Source organism: Spiroplasma endosymbiont of Cantharis nigra (genome assembly GCF_964019925.1).
Classification (GTDB): Bacteria; Bacillota_I; Bacilli_A; order Mycoplasmatales; family Mycoplasmataceae; genus Spiroplasma_A.
Window position 1 is genome coordinate 114,598 of sequence record NZ_OZ026470.1, and the last position, 15,968, is coordinate 130,565.

A 15,968-nucleotide genomic window follows, 5' to 3' on the forward strand; every position below is an offset into this window, starting at 1 on the left:
TATGAAAAAAAGAAAAGACTATATTGATTGAGATACTTATTTTTTAGCAATGGTGCAATTAAATGCAATGAGAAGTAAGGACCCAACTACACAAGTGGGATGTGTTATAGTTAACGAATTAAAGCAAGTTGTTTCAACTGGTTATAATGGATTACCAAGAGGTCTTAATGATGATAATTATCCATGAGCAAGGGATGGGAAATTAGAAGAAACTAAATATCCTTATATAGTTCATGCTGAATTAAATGCAATTTTATCTTCAAAAGAATCTGTTAGAGGATGTGAAATATATATTAGTTTATTTCCTTGTAATGAATGTACAAAAAGCATTATTCAAGCAGGTATTAAAAAAATTACTTATTCTTGTGATAAATATGAGGATAAAATGGAAAATAAAATTGCTAAAAAAATGTTAAAGGAAGCCAAAGTTGAATGTACTTATAAAAAGGAAGTAAAAATATTTTTAATTTAAAAAAATAATTTGATAATTGTTTTTTTTTTTTTTTTATTGCTTTATAATTATATTGTGTTAGTTTACTAACACTCTGTATTTCGTGTATTATTTATTAATACCATAACAGTAAACACTCATTGCGTCCATCAATGAGTAACAAAAAAACCCATCATAATAGGGTTTTTTACTTTTTACTGTTAAAATGCATTTTAGTAAACTTTTCGACTTCGTCTTTCATTTCAACTTTATATTTATTAACAAATTCTTTTACTGTATTACTAGCTCCTAAAGGTAGTTTTACTTTATATTTTTCTTCTAAATTTCTTACGCTTTTTAAGAAATGATATCGAGCAATAATACTTGCACAAGCCACAGAGATGTATTTAGATTCAGCTTTTGTTTCAAAATAAATATCTCTTATTATAATTTTTTGATCAGACAAATAATTATAATAATTTTTTTCAGTGGCAAATTGATCCATAATTATTGGTATTGTTTTTAAATCATCATTATTTCTAAATAATCTTTTTAATGCTTGGTTATGACAAATAGCCTTTAAAATATGAGTATTTTTATAAATATCATAAGCTTGATTATATTTTTGATTCTCTAAAATGTATACTTCTCAAATAACTTTATCTGTTATTTTCTTAAAAAGAGAATATATATTTGAATCTGTCATTTTTTTTGAATCTGTTATTTCAGCTAATAAATCAGGATATTTTTTCTTAAAATCCTTTTCCACATAGGCACAACAAGTTACTAATGGACCAAAAAAGTCTCCCACTCCAACTTCGTCACAACCAATATTTGGCAATTCAAATGATTTAATTACATTTTTAGAAGATAGTGCTTGTTTTAAGTTATATTTTAAACTAAATTCTAGGACATTATTTCCTTGAATTAGTATGGTATTTGTATGATAAACACTTATAACAAGACCATTAATTTTTAATAAAAACTTTATATTTAGGTTATTTGAGGGAGTTAAAAAATTCTTATTTTCTGCAATAATTTTAGTAATTATTTTCTCATCTACATTTTTAAAACTTAAGCTTTTCATATTTTTTCAGTCTTTCTAGATAAATTATAATGTAAAATATGGGTTATTATAAAATAATAAAATTGGTATAATTAAATTTAAGTAAGAATGGAGGTAAAGTTTAATGATTAATATAGGACCTTGATGACTATTTGATATATTGGCTTTTTCCATTATTATTAGTTGTACAGTTTTTGGTATGACAAAGGGTTTTTTTATTACCTTTTATGTATTAATTTTACAATTAATAGTTGTTATTATCTTACTTTTTGTTCCAGCATTGCTAACAAATGCTTTAAACCCATTGCTAATGCAATTATGGGTTAAATTAAAGTTTGTAGATGTTTTCTCCTATTTTGGTGACACGATAAGTAAATTAATTAGTTCATTGTTACCAGTTGGAGAAAGTGGCTCAACATTACCAATTAGTGGATCAGGAACTGGTTATGAAATTTTAAAAACACTATCTGGATTAGTATTATATCTTATAATGTGTATTTGAATTTTTGTAATAATAAATTTAATTGGTCTTATTTTATATAGAACATTTAAAAGAAAAATTAGTAAAATTAAAGTTGTTAGAAAAGTTGACACATTACTTGGAGCATTTAATGGTCTTGCTATTGGTATGACTTTATCAATGGGAGTAAGTCTTGTTGTAAGTTTTCCTTTATTTCAAACCGAAAATCAAAAAATTGGCTTAACAGATTTTTCAAATATGACAGAAGAGCAAATAAGAGATGTTTTTTTAGATGGTAATGCCTATAAAAAATACTCTATATCACGTAAAATTGCCTCACCATTACCATCAATACCTTTATTTACTTTTACTTATACAAATGCTTGTGTCAGTAAATATGTAATAAGTCCGTTATCTGTTATGGGAATGCAATTAATTACAAATCAATCAATGCCTAAATTAAAAAACTTCTTTTTAGTATATGAAGATGTTATGGCAGAAGGGTACGCAACAGCTAATCCACTTAAGTTTCCAATTTCTGCATGTATTGAAACAATGCCGCAAGATACACGTGCATTATTTAGATTAACTTCAGAAATGATGTTGATGGGTTCAACAATATTTGTCAATGGTTTAGAAAGTCCAAAAGCAACAGTTACAAGTGTTGAATTAATTAATGCTTTTGATAATTATTATTTATCATCTGGTAAAGAGGAAAGTAAAATACATGATGGTTGATTAGATTCTAATGAATTGGAAAAATTTTATAAATGAGCTCAAGAAAAAACAAATAACGAGGGTATTGAAGCAAATCCATTTATTAAACTTGCAGATAATTTAGATAAAATAACTAGTTCAGAGTCAACTGCAAAACAAAGATATCTATCAAAAGTATTAAGAGATGCAAAAATGACTTATAATTTCTTTAAAAGTATTAATTATGTAAATGCTACTACTAGAAATAATTTAGACTCAGTACCATTTTTATCAACGATATACACAGCAACTTATTTAATTGAGGGATTTGAAATTACTCCTTCTGGGGAAATGAAATTAGGAGAATTTTATGACTCAAAAATTCCTAAGGATGGAGTTAAAGCTTCAAATAATGATATTGAAAAAATAGAACATTATCAGGAATTTTGAAGAAATAAAGATAATAAAGGATATAGTGGAAGTTATTGAATAGAACATTATTTTGATTTTGCAAAAGGATACTGAAATTAATTATGGCAAAAATTGGTATTGATATTATTGAAAATGAAAGAATAACTTTAAATGAGAATTTTCTAAAAAAATTTTTACATAAAGAAGAGATAAATTTACTTAATAATCTTGAAAGTAATGAAGCTAAATTACAATTTGCATCGGGGAGATGAGCAGCTAAAGAAGCGCTTACTAAATGCATAGAAAAACCATTAAAGATTAATGAAATAAATATTATTTATAGAAATAATAAACCTATTATAGAAAATAAAGAATTTAAAAATATTGAATTATCTATTAGTCATGAAAAAAAATACTCCGTTGCAGTAGTTTTGAATTTGTAATAAAAAGATCAAATAATATATAATTAGTAATAATCATAATTTCAAATATTATATTGAGATATTTTTAGCGGTCTTTTTAAAAAATATAGAAGTAAAATTAATTTTAATAATCTATAAAATTAATAAAAAATAAACAAGATAATATCAAGTAAATTTTTTTACTCTGATAAATATAATTATTATTTAAATAAAAGTTAGTCATAACTAATTAATTATAATTGACCATTTATTATCTATTAAAACATAATTCTGATAAAAGCTTATTAATGGCATATATTAAAAAATTTAACCATATATATAACTGAATATAATCCTCTATGTATAGAGTTAGAATAAAAAAATTCTAATATAATCTATATAGAAGAGGATTTTTTATATGGCAAATTTTAAAGGAAATAAATCTAATATGGTATCTTTGGAAACTAAAATAGAAGTTGCAAAGGATTGAGCAATTAATCAACAAAGTTGAAAGAAATTAGCAAAAAAACATAATGTCTCATATTCTGCTGCAAGAAAATGAGCTTTAGGATATGAAGAATATGGAATTGAATATCTCAAGAAGATTTCTTCAAGAAAGGGACAAACCGCAGGAATTAAAAAAATTGATATAGAGTTAAAAAATAGCCCATTTAAAAAAGAGATTATGGAACTTAAAAAGAAAAATAAACTTTTAGAAATGGAGAATGAGATACTAAAAAAGTTCAATCAATTCCTGGAGGATTCAGAAAAAAACAGCAATTAAAGTATAACTATATTGAGAAAAATAAATCTAATTGACCAATTATTTTTTTATGTAAAGCACTTAAAACAACACAATCAAGTTATTACAGGTGAGTAAAAAAAGAAAAACCTACATTTAATTATAAGTTTGATGAGGCTTTAGCCGATTATATTTTAGAGATATTTAATTATTATAATCATATTTATGGTTATCCTAGAATCAATATAATTTTAAAGCGTTTTTATAATATCAATGTTTCAAATAAATTAGTTTATAAATATATGAAGCTTTTAGGACTGAGATCAAAAATTACAATAAAGAAAAGTATAAAACCAAAAGAGATTAAAGTTAGAAATTCTAAATACCCTAATATTGTTAATAGGCAATGAAATAGTTTTGATAAAGGTGAATTATTTGTAACGGATGTTACATATTTGCCTTATGGTTATAATAAGTTTGCATATTTAAGCATTATGAAAGATGTTAATACTGGGTTTATAGTTGGATATGATATATCTATGAGAAATGATAATAAAATTTATTTTAAAACATTGAAAATGGCTGAGGGCTATGCTAAAAAATAAAAACTTAATAATTCACTCAGATAATGGCTTTCAATATACTTCAGTTTTTAGTCAGATGTATTGTAAGATGAATAAAATCTCTATATCTTTAAGTAGACCTGGAAATTCACTAGATAATGCTGCTTGTGAAACTTTTTTCTCTTCTTTAAAAACAGAGTGATATCAAAAGAACTTGAGTTCTTTTCAAGAAGTATACAATAATGTTTTGGAGTATATTCAATTTTATAATTTCAAAAGAATAATGGTAAAGCATGAAAAAACACCATGAGAAACATGGTGTTCTAAATAGAATAAAAAAACCTATTCTATACTTGACATAATATGATTACCATATATATAACTTATTTTTTATTTTAAAGTTGTATTTTTTCTTTTTTTCTTTAAAATCATTTTTATAATATAAAAATGATTTTAAAGGGGAAAAACATGAAAAGATTATTAAGTTTATTGGGAACAGTGAGTTTAGTTGCAACTTCATCTGCAACAGTAATATCTTGTGGAGGTACAGTACCACCAACAGTGATACCAAATGAAAAATTAGCTTTAATTGAAGAATTAAAAAAAGATTTAGATAGTGTTATTGAAAGTTATTGATTAAAAATAAATAGTAATTTCTTTGATCTTACATCAAATCAAAGTAGTAGTTATAATTTCATACAAATGAAAAAAATTAAAGATTTATTAGGTAATAATCAACAAGAAGCTTTAATTGGTGATAAATTGTCAGAAAATGATAAAAAATCATTAATAAGTGATATTCAAAAAATTGTTCAAGAAGATAATTTTAAAAAATTTTTATTGGATAGTATTGATTTTAAAAAGTATTCTATCCTTTTAGAAGGAGTAAATTTATATAATGGCTTTAATGTTGATTGAAATACATTAGAAATAAATTATACTGAAAATTCAATAAATAATTCACAAAGGGAAGATAGTTTTCTATCTTATATAAAAGTAAATTTAGTATTTAATTTTCAATATTTAGATTCAGAGGGTCAAATTGCTTCTTATAAAAGTTTAAAAAATTTTATATTTACACTAACTTCTAATGAATTATTAATTACTGCAATTAGTAATTTAGAAAAGGGTATTAAAAGTGATTACTTTTTAGAAAGTCAAGATTATAGTTGATTAGATGCAAAAAGTTTTGGTTATAATGATGATCAATATAAAAAAGTATTTTTACCAAAAAATAATGACTTTAAAAATATTTATGAAGGGCAAGCATTTAAAGAAAATATTATAACTTATATGAAAAGTAAATACTTTAAACAAATTCCATCAGTACCATTAGAATTTAATGGAGATATTATTTTTGACAAATTTATTAAAAAAGATTTTGTAAATGCAAATACTGCTAAAAAATATGATTGAAAAGATAGTATGAGCGGTGGTCAACAAATGTACAATAGTATATTTAGTAAATTTGAAAATAACTCTAAAGCACAAATATTTGGAGTAGATTCTGATATTAATACGTATATGTACAATTATTTAAGAGATAATTTTATGAATTTTCAAAAAGATTATTTAGTAAAATTTAATAATTTTATTAGTAATCTTGAAAAAGAAGCTTCAATAGAAAATTCAAAAATTAAAGATGAAATTAAAAATAATTCTATAAGTTTTGGAGAAGTGAAATTAAAGGGATTATCAATTAAAATAAATGAATATTATATTCATCCAATTAATGATTTATCTATTTTTACATCAATTGCAGTATCAAATCTTGAAACTAAAGAGAATAGAGAAGAGGCAGCTTTTTCTTCATTATTTGGTGCAATGTATTATAATATGATTTCTGGAATAAAAGAGTTTCAAAGTATTTTTGATATTAAACCAAGAGGAGAAGAAGATTTACCTATAGCTAGTTTTTCTGGATATGGAAGCTCTGTTTCAGGAGATGCAGATAATATTTGAAATGGAATTCAGGTTAGCGGAAATCAGTATCCGCAGAACCTTAATAATAGCTTAAGTTTAAATAATACAAATCTAAAAAAACACAGAGATATTTTATTAGAGAATTCAAATCAAAATGTATTTAATTGAGCAGTTGTAGGAAACACAATACCTACATATCATAGAATTGATAAAACAGGAGTAATTCAAGCTGGATATTATTATGGTTTTAATGAGAATGAATTGGAATGGGCATTTAAGCAAAATTTTATTAATGTACAATTTCTTATTAAAGGAATATGAAAACAAAATAATGGTAGAATGTTTATTAAAAGAGCTGAAAAATAAATAATTAATCAATTTTTAAATTTTAAATATTTCATAAGGGGGAAAACATGAAAAAATTATTAAGTTTATTGGGAACAGTTAGTTTAGTTGCAACTTCATCTGCAACAGTAATATCTTGTGGAGGTACAGTACCACCAACAGTGATACCAAATGAAAAATTGGCTTTAATTGAAGAATTAAAAAAAGATTTAAATAGTGTTATTGAAAGTTATTGATTAAAAATAAATAATAATTTCTTTGATCTTACATCAAATCAAAGTACTATTTATAATTTCATACAAATGAGAAAAATTAAAGAGTTATTAGGTAATAATCCAAAAGAAGCTTTAATTGGTGATAAATTATCAGAAAATGATAAAATATTATTAATAAAAGATATTCAAAAAATTGTTCAAGAAGATAATTTTAAAAAGTTTTTATTGGATAATATTGACTCTAAAAAGTATTCTATCCTTTTAGAAGGAATAAATTTATATAATGGCTTTAATGTTGATTGAAATACATTAGAAATAAATTATACTGAAGATTCAATAAATAATTCACAAAGGGAAGATAGCTTTCTATCTTATATAAAAGTAAACTTAGTATTTAATTTTCAATATTTAGATTCAGAGGGTCAAACTGCTTCTTATAAAAGTTCAAAAAATTTTATATTTACACTAACTTCTAATGAATTATTAATTGCTTCAATTAGTAATTTAGAAAAAGGTATTAAAAGTGACTACTTTTTAGAAAGTCAAGATTATAGTTGATTAGATGCAAAAAGTTTTGGTTATAATGATGATCAATATAAAAAAGTATTTTTACCAAAAAATAATGACTTTAAAAATATTTATGAAGGGAAAGCATTTAAAGAAAATATTATAACTTATATGAAAAGTAAATACTTTAAACAAATTCCATCAGTACCATTAGAATTTAATGGAGATATTATTTTTGACAAATTTACTAAAAAGGATTTTGTAAATGCAAATACTGCTAAAAGCTATGATTGAAAAGATAGTATGAGCGGTGGTCAAAAAATGTATAATAGTATATTTAGTAAATTTGAAAATAATTCTAAGGCACAAATATTTGGAGTAGATTCTGATATTAATACATATATGTACAATTATCTAAGAGATAATTTTATGAATTTTCAAAAAGACTATTTAGTAAAGTTTAATAATTTTATTAGTAATCTTGAAAAAGAATCTTCAATAGAAAATTCAAAAATTAAAGATGAAATTAAAAATAATTCTATAAGTTTTGGAGAAGTGAAATTAAAGGGATTGTCAATTAAAATAAATGAATCTTACATTCATCCAATTAATGATTTATCTATTTTTACATCAATTGCAGTATCAAATCTTGAAACTAAAGAGAATAGAGAAGAGGCAGCTTTTTCTTCATTATTTGGTGCAATGTATTATAATATGATTTCTGGAATACAAGAGTTTCAAAGTATTTTTGATATTAAACCAAGAGGAGCTGAAGATTTACCTATAGCTAGTTTTTCTGGAAATGGAAGTTCTGTTTCAGGAGATGCAGATAATATTTGAAATGGAATTAAGGTTAGCGGAAATCAATTTACGCAAGAACTTAATAATAGCTTAAGTTTAAATAATACAAATTTAAAAAAACACAGAGATATTTTATTAGAGAATTCAAATCAAAGTATATTTAATTGAGCAATTAACAGAGATAGTATTGGTGCTTGACATAGAGTTGATGACATAGGAATAGTTCAAGGTGGATATTACGGATCTTTTGCTGAGAATGAATTAGAATGAATATTTAAACAAAACTTTATTAATGTGAAATTTCTTATTAAAGGAATATGAAAAGAAAATAATCGTAAAATGTTTATTAAAAGAGCTGAAAGTAATTAGAAGGCCTTAAGAATATGCAAGAAAAGGAAATTTTATATAGTAAGGTTCCATTTAGAATTTTACTATTATTTAATATTAAAAATATTTTCAATGAGTTAGTATTTGTAATTTTAAATTTTATGTTATTAATAAGTTCAATTATTTTTGGTATTATAACTTTATTCATGAAAGAACAAGAAAAAGTAGTTTTAGCTTTTAACTTTTATATATTATTTTATATATCTTGTTTTTTATTTATTCTAATTTTAAGGATGGTACAGTTTTTTTATCATAATAAAATGGAAGATAAGACTACATTTATTTCCATTTCAAATCAGGTTTCTAGAACAAATTTTTTTATTAGTCAATGATCAATAATTTATATAACAGTTTTATTAAATACTCTTATGACATTTATTTTAATTAATATTATAAATATTGTATTTAGTGGTTTTATTATTAATCCAGTTCTTTTAAGAATTACACTAGTATTTTTAATTTACACTCTAGTTTCTGGTTTTTTAATATTGAATTTTATTATATTTTTAATATTTATATTTTCATTACAAACTACAACTATTATTTGTACTTTAATATTATCACTAACATTTATTGCAAATTTACCAACAAACTTTCAAAAGACAAATGAAAAGTCAATGACAATAAAGTTTAATAATAATCAATTATTAACAGTTCCTGATTTATATGAGGCCTTTGACTTTCAACATTATGTTAGTCAAAATAAAATTAAATATAATTTTTTATCAAAATATACAAATGATTTTTTTATAAAAAATGAATATCAATTTAATGAATTTAATACAAATGAAAATATAATTAAGCAAAGAGTTGAAGAGTTATGAAATGATTTAGGAATAATAAAAAGAGAGCCATTAGTAATTGAAAGAGATAATTTATTTATAAATAATTTACCAAGTAATGATTCTAATATTCCAATTGATTGAGCAATTAATGATGAATTAAGTCTTAAGTTGACTTTAGAAAATACTTTTATTTCTATTGATGAGTTAAAAATATTAGTAGATTCAGAGCAAAATAAAGAAAAACAACTAATATTAGAAGATTTATATAATTTTTCAATATACATAAATAATGAGTTTAAAGATTTACAAAAAGAAAAGGTTGACTTATTTGAGACATTCATTTTTATGGAGAACTCAATTGATAAAAATAGTATCACTAATAAAAGTAAAAATAATTTAACTAACTTTAAAAAAGATTACTTATTATCAATGTATAATTATCAACTTGCAGGTACTTTTAAAGAAGCATTTACTTTAAAAAATGATGAAAATACCTATTCTTTAATTAGAAACGATTTAAACTTTGACTTAATGCTTTGTACTAGAATACTTGAACAATATTTTATTAAGTATACCGACAGATACATTGAATCAACAACATACTCTGTAAATAAAACAGCTGCAGATTGAAATAAGTATTATTCAACAAGAAAAAAATTAAATCTTTTTTCTTATATTAACATTTTTAATGGAATGTGATCAAATTATACTTTACACTCTGGTTTCTCTTATAGTGACTTTTGGTTTTTACCATATTCTGAATCAAAAATAACTTTTGATAATCAAAAGAGCTCATTTTTAGGATATGTTGAATATACATTTAAACTTAATGATAAAAATATAATTGAAAAGGATACTTATAATAATTATTTTAATCCTCTATACTTCATAATAGTATTATCTTTGCTTTCTATATTCAATATTTCTTTTGCAATTATTAAATTTAAAAAAATAGATATTAAATAATAAGGAGAAAAAATGAATAATAATGAAAATATTATAGAAATACAAAATTATATTAAAAAATTTAAAAAAAATTCTATAGGAGAAATCTCTTTTAAGTTTAAAAGAGGAGAAGTTACAGCACTTCTTGGAACAAGTGGTTCAGGAAAAAGTGTTTTAATTAATTCAATAATAAGTTGTAACAAAAAATATAGTGGAGTTATAAAAATAAATGACAAGAATATTAATGGAAAAAATGGTTATCAGGAGAATAAGGGAATAGGATTTTATACTCAAATTGATTTTTCTTTACAAAATATTTCGTTAAATAAATATTTAAAAAATATTTGCTTAATTATGGGTTTAAAAAAGAAATTTATTAAAACTCAAATTGAGTATTGAGTTAATTTCTTTGGTCTTGAAGATGCAATTGAAAAAAAAGTTAAAGATTTTTCATGGGGAATGAAAAATAGAGTTAACTTAATTTTGACTTTTTTAAAGAATCCAGAAATAATTATTCTTGATGAACCTGGAGCTAATTTAGACTCATATTGAAGAAATAAAGTTAAAAATCTTTTAATTAAATTAAAAGAAGAGGGCAAAACAATTATAATAACTGCTCATAACATTGATGAAATTAATGAGATAATTGATAATTATTTAGTTATTGACAGTGGAAAACTAATTTTTTCGGGTTCAAAACAGGAATTAAATGTTTATAACAAATACAAACTATTTTTGCAAGATAGTTTTGATACATTAGCATTTAGAGATTTTTTAATATCTAAAAAAATTAAATCATTTAAGTATAATGAAGTTGAAAATTCTATTATTTTTGCAACTAATCAATTAAAAGAAATTAATTGAGTATTTGTTTATTTTATTAGTAAATCGATATTAATACTTAATCTTGTTAAATTGCCAATAAACATGGAATCAGTTCATAAAGCAATTGAAGATAAAGAAACAATAAAAAAAGAGAACAGTAATTTAAAAGTAGATAAAAAATAAGTTATATATTATTTTAAAATTTATTCAACAATTAGTATTTAACTACTAATTGTTTTTTTATATATAAATATTTTTTAATTTAATCTTAATTTACTCATTAACAGTACTTGAAGATAAAAAATGACTATACTTTTATTTGTTCTCATATATAATCTTAAATGGTGATAATATGAAACAATATTTGGATTTGGTAAAACAAATTTTTGAAACTGGAGAAAAAAGATTAGATCGAACAAATACTGGAACTATCTCAAAATTTGGAACTCAATCAAGATATGACTTACGAGATGGTTTTCCATTAGTTACAACTAAAAAAGTCTTTTTTAAGGCAATAGTGCATGAAATACTTTGATTTATTAGTGGTGATACTAATATTAAATATTTAGTTGATAATAAAGTAAATATATGAAATGAATGACCTTATGAAATTTATAAAAAGTCTAAAGATTTTAAAAATGAAAGTTTAGAGGAATTTATTCAAAAGATTAAAGAAAGTAAAAGATTTGCTGATAAATATGGAGATTTAGGACCAGTTTATGGCAAGCAATGAAGGGATTTTAATGGAATAGATCAATTTAAAAATTTAATTAATGATATTAAAGAAAATCCTTTTTCAAGAAGACATATAATTTCTGCTTGGAATCCTGCTGAAATCAAACAAATGGCTTTGCCACCATGTCACTCACTATTTCAATTTTATGTATCAAAAGATGGCTTCTTAGATTTGCAACTTTATCAAAGAAGTGGGGATATATTTTTGGGAGTTCCATTTAATATTGCTAGCTATTCCTTATTATTAGAACTTGTGGCAAGTGAATGTAATTTAAAAGCTCGATATTTCATTCATACAATTGGTGATGCACATATCTATTCAAATCATGTGGAACAATTAAAAGCACAATTAATAAGAGAACCAAAAAAATTAGCAACTTTAAAAATTAATTCCAATAATAAATCAATTTTTGACATTAAATTTGAAGATATTAGCTTAGAGGATTACGAAAGTCATCCAGCATTAAAAGGAGCTGTGGCAGTTTAATGATTTCTTTAATATGAGCCCAAAGTAAAAATAAGATTATTGGAAAAGATAATAAGTTACCCTGAGATATAAAAGAAGAAATGCAGCATTTTATTAATTATACAAGAGGAAAAACTATATTAATGGGGAGAAATACATGGGACTCACTTTCAAAAAAACCATTACCCAATAGAAAAAATATTTTAATCACTTCAAGAGAATTAGAAAAGAGTTATAATAATTTAGAAGTATCTAGTAATTTAGAAGAAATTTTAAAAAAATATAAAGTAAAAGACGAAGAGCTTGTTATTATTGGCGGTTCTCAAATTTATAAAAGTGCATTAGAGTATGCAGATAAACTAGTAGTTAGTATTATAAATAAAGATTATCAAGGAAATATTTTTGCACCTCAATGAGATGAAAGTATTTTTAGACTAATCAATAAGATAGAGTTTAGTGAATTTACGACTTATTACTATGAAAGGTAACATTTATGCAAGAATTAGAAGTTAAAAAAGAAATTGTATTAAAGCAAGAAAAAGAGAATCAAGAAGATAAAGATAAAAAAGAAATGGCTTATGTAAGTAAGTGAAGACTATTTACAAATGCTTGAAGTATTTGAAGAGTAACAGCAAAAGCAAAAAAAATAACAAGAAAAATAAAGCAAGATCCTAACTTATATTCTGAAGAGTGAAGATATAACTGAGTTAAAAAGAAAATTAGAAAGGTTTTAAAAATTGCTAATGTGCAAATTGATGTAATTGGAATTGAAAACTGATTAGATCGTGGAATAGTATTGGCTCCAAATCATCAATCAAATTTGGACTCAATTTTAATGTTAGCAATTAATAATTTTTCATTACAACAACCTGTTGCTTTTATAGCAAAACAAGAATTATGAAAAACTAAAATATTTAAGCATTTTATGAATTTAACAGATAATGTTCCTTTAGATCGCAATAATCCAAGAAGTGCATTGAGTGCTATGAAAGAGGCAAAAGAATTAATTTCTGATTATAAAAGATCAGTTGTAATTTTTCCAGAAGGGACTCGTAGTGCAAAACAAGAACCAGAAGAGTTTATGTCAGCAAGTATGAAATTAGCACAGATGGCATATGTACCAATTGTGCCAGTTTCAATAATTGATTCTTATAAATTATTTCAAAAAAGAAAGCATGGTAGATTTGTTATTAAAGTGGTTTTTGGAAAACCAATGATGCCAGAAAAATTTATTTCACTTAAAACTGAAATGTTAACAAAAAATGTGCAAAAAGAAGTAGAAAAAAATATCAATTTATATAAAGATTGAGATCCTAAAAAATTAGGTCTTCAACCAAAAAAAGTAGATAAAAAAAATAGAACTAATTTTTATTAATTTATATAAGTAGGAGAGATAAGAATGAATTTTGCAGAAATCATCAATAAAAAGAAAAATAAAATTGAATTAACTTCTCAAGAAATTTTTTGAGTGGTTAATTCTTTTGTTAATAACACATTAAAAGATTATCAAATGGCAGCATTTAATATGGCAATTTGATTTAATGGAATGAGCTCATCTGAAATTGCCAATTTTACACAAGCAATGATTAATTCAGGAATAACTTATAATTTAGATGATGTAGTGGGTTTAAAAGCTGACAAGCATTCAACTGGAGGAGTTGGTGATAAAACAAGTCTTATTTTTTCTCCACTAGTTGCTAAGTTTGGAGTCAAGGTTGCAAAATTATCGGGGCGAGGTTTGGGACAAACTGGAGGAACAATTGATAAACTTGAAAGTTGTCCAGGGTGAACTGGAGAAATTAGTGAAGAAAAGTTTAAAGAAATTTTAAATACAGTGGGAATGTCAATTATGAGTCAATCAAGTGATATTGTTCCTGCTGATAAGAAATTATATGCTTTAAGAGATGTTACTGGTACAGTAGATTCAATTCCTTTAATAGCTTCAAGTATTATGTCAAAAAAACTTGTAATCCCTGCTGATAGCATTATTTTGGATGTAAAAATGGGTAGTGGAGCTTTTATGAAAGATTTAGCTAGTGCTATTGCCTTATCTAAAGCAATGATAACAATTGGAAAAGAACACAAGAGAAATGTTAGTGTTATGATTACAAATATGGATCAACCTTTAGGAAGAGCTATTGGTAATGCAATTGAAGTTAAAGAAGCTTGGGATACATTAAATGGAAAAGGGCCACAAGATTTAGTTGAATTATGTGTAACTGCAGCTGGTTTAACTTTAGTTCAAAATAAGGTTTTTAAAGACCTAAAAACAGCTAAAAATGAATTAACTAAGGTTTTAAACGATAAGAGTGCTGCTTACTTGCTTAGAGACTTTATAGAGGCTCAAAATGGCGATTTTAGTGTTATATTAGACTATGAAAAAAATTTCTCAACAAAACATGTAATTGAAATTAAGGCAAAAAAAGAGGGATATATTGCATTTTCCTCAGCAGATGAACTAGGTTATCTTTCAATGCATTTAGGAGCAGGTAGAGCTACAAAAGAAGAAAAAATAGATTTTGCTGCTGGAATTTACTTAAATAAAACTACAAATGAGTTTGTTAAATCGGGAGAAGTTGTAATGACACTTTATACAAATAGAGATGATATAAAAGTTTTCAAACAAAAGGCAGAGGATTTAATTTTAATAAAAGATAAGGCTCAAAATGAAAAGTTGATTTTAAAATTATTAACTAACGAGAATATTTAATATTTTCAAATTTCCATTTAATAACCATTGAAATTTAAGAAAATTTAAAATATAATAAATAAGTCTGGAATAGTTTTAAAAATCATTAGCCCATAATGTTTATTTAGCCCTATCAAATGAACATAATTATTTAGATTTATAATATTAGCTATTCTAGAAGTTTTAAATAAGTGCTCCGCCCAGAGTGCTTTTTTTTATTTCTTTTGAAAAAATATTGACTTTATATTCTATTTTTTTGTATAATTGAAAAGGTTCTTACTTTTACAAAAAAAGGATAATTGCTGACTTAGCTCAGTTGGTAGAGCAATTGACTAGTAATCAATAGGTCGAAGGTTCAACTCCTTTAGTCAGCACCACAATTTTATATTTTATATCTATGGGGAGTTAGCGAAGTGGCTAAACGCGGGTGGCTGTAAACCATCTCCTTACGGTTCGGCGGTTCGAATCCGTCACTCCCCACCAGTAATTGGGCTATAGCCAAGCGGTAAGGCAAGGGACTTTGACTCCCTCATGCGCCGGTTCGAATCCTGCTAGCCCAGCCATTTATTTTTATTA

The 15,968-nt window shown here is 24.1% G+C and carries 15 protein-coding genes and 3 tRNA genes; 17 read left to right on the forward strand and 1 reads right to left on the reverse strand.

Going from position 1 to position 15,968, the window contains the following annotated elements; genetic code table 4:
• Position 1 precedes the first annotated feature (1 nt).
• Complete coding sequence (locus AACL04_RS00515) at positions 2-472, forward strand: dCMP deaminase family protein (RefSeq protein WP_339030425.1); 471 nt, start codon at positions 2-4, stop codon at positions 470-472.
• 166 nt (positions 473-638) lie between these two features.
• Here the strand turns inward: AACL04_RS00515 and rnhC are convergent, their stop codons facing one another.
• Positions 639-1,517 (reverse strand): ribonuclease HIII, encoded by an 879-nt coding sequence (rnhC, locus tag AACL04_RS00520; RefSeq protein WP_339030427.1) that lies wholly within the window; start codon positions 1,515-1,517, stop codon positions 639-641.
• Positions 1,518-1,620: 103 nt separating this feature from the next.
• On the opposite strand from rnhC, the gene AACL04_RS00525 reads away from it, so the two are divergent.
• From AACL04_RS00525 to AACL04_RS00600, 16 genes are all read left to right on the forward strand, one after another.
• Positions 1,621-3,183 carry a hypothetical protein gene (locus tag AACL04_RS00525; RefSeq protein ID WP_339030429.1) on the forward strand — a complete coding sequence of 521 codons (1,563 nt, stop codon included), beginning with the start codon at positions 1,621-1,623 and terminating at the stop codon, positions 3,181-3,183.
• 2 nt (positions 3,184-3,185) lie between these two features.
• Positions 3,186-3,506 (forward strand): holo-ACP synthase, encoded by a 321-nt coding sequence (locus tag AACL04_RS00530; protein WP_339030430.1) that lies wholly within the window; start codon positions 3,186-3,188, stop codon positions 3,504-3,506.
• Between the two features lie 376 nt (positions 3,507-3,882).
• Positions 3,883-4,248: a helix-turn-helix domain-containing protein gene (locus AACL04_RS00535; RefSeq protein ID WP_339030432.1), complete on the forward strand. Its 366-nt coding sequence runs from the start codon at positions 3,883-3,885 to the stop codon at positions 4,246-4,248.
• A 137-nt stretch (positions 4,249-4,385) separates the two neighbouring features.
• Positions 4,386-4,811 carry an IS3 family transposase gene (locus AACL04_RS00540; protein ID WP_339031167.1) on the forward strand — a complete coding sequence of 142 codons (426 nt, stop codon included), beginning with the start codon at positions 4,386-4,388 and terminating at the stop codon, positions 4,809-4,811.
• Entirely contained in the window at positions 4,798-5,100 is a 303-nt protein-coding gene (locus AACL04_RS00545) for an IS3 family transposase (RefSeq protein ID WP_339030434.1), read from the forward strand. The genes AACL04_RS00540 and AACL04_RS00545 overlap by 14 nt, the downstream gene beginning before the upstream one ends.
• 137 nt (positions 5,101-5,237) lie before the next feature.
• Positions 5,238-7,058 carry a lipoprotein gene (locus AACL04_RS00550; protein WP_339030436.1) on the forward strand — a complete coding sequence of 607 codons (1,821 nt, stop codon included), beginning with the start codon at positions 5,238-5,240 and terminating at the stop codon, positions 7,056-7,058.
• A gap of 47 nt (positions 7,059-7,105) precedes the next feature.
• On the forward strand, positions 7,106-8,929 hold the full coding sequence (locus AACL04_RS00555; RefSeq protein ID WP_339030438.1) for a lipoprotein: 1,824 nt from the start codon (positions 7,106-7,108) through the stop codon (positions 8,927-8,929).
• A 14-nt stretch (positions 8,930-8,943) separates the two neighbouring features.
• Complete coding sequence (locus AACL04_RS00560; protein WP_339030440.1) at positions 8,944-10,698, forward strand: ABC transporter permease; 1,755 nt, start codon at positions 8,944-8,946, stop codon at positions 10,696-10,698.
• Between the two features lie 12 nt (positions 10,699-10,710).
• The gene (locus AACL04_RS00565; RefSeq protein WP_339030442.1) at positions 10,711-11,685 is read left to right on the forward strand and encodes an ABC transporter ATP-binding protein; all 975 of its coding nucleotides are present in this window, start codon (positions 10,711-10,713) and stop codon (positions 11,683-11,685) included.
• 169 nt (positions 11,686-11,854) lie between these two features.
• Entirely contained in the window at positions 11,855-12,724 is an 870-nt protein-coding gene (locus AACL04_RS00570; protein WP_339030444.1) for a thymidylate synthase, read from the forward strand.
• Positions 12,724-13,191 (forward strand): dihydrofolate reductase, encoded by a 468-nt coding sequence (locus tag AACL04_RS00575; protein ID WP_339030446.1) that lies wholly within the window; start codon positions 12,724-12,726, stop codon positions 13,189-13,191. Before AACL04_RS00570 ends, AACL04_RS00575 begins: the two co-directional genes overlap by 1 nt.
• Before the next feature lie 5 nt (positions 13,192-13,196).
• Positions 13,197-14,078 carry a lysophospholipid acyltransferase family protein gene (locus tag AACL04_RS00580; RefSeq protein ID WP_339030447.1) on the forward strand — a complete coding sequence of 294 codons (882 nt, stop codon included), beginning with the start codon at positions 13,197-13,199 and terminating at the stop codon, positions 14,076-14,078.
• Between the two features lie 24 nt (positions 14,079-14,102).
• Positions 14,103-15,413, forward strand: a complete 1,311-nt coding sequence (locus AACL04_RS00585; RefSeq protein WP_339030448.1) for a thymidine phosphorylase — start codon at positions 14,103-14,105, stop codon at positions 15,411-15,413.
• 280 nt (positions 15,414-15,693) lie between these two features.
• Positions 15,694-15,769: transfer RNA gene (locus AACL04_RS00590), tRNA-Thr, on the forward strand.
• Positions 15,770-15,791: 22 nt separating this feature from the next.
• Positions 15,792-15,875, forward strand: a tRNA-Tyr gene (locus AACL04_RS00595).
• Positions 15,876-15,880: 5 nt separating this feature from the next.
• Positions 15,881-15,955: transfer RNA gene (locus AACL04_RS00600), tRNA-Gln, on the forward strand.
• Positions 15,956-15,968: the final 13 nt, after the last annotated feature.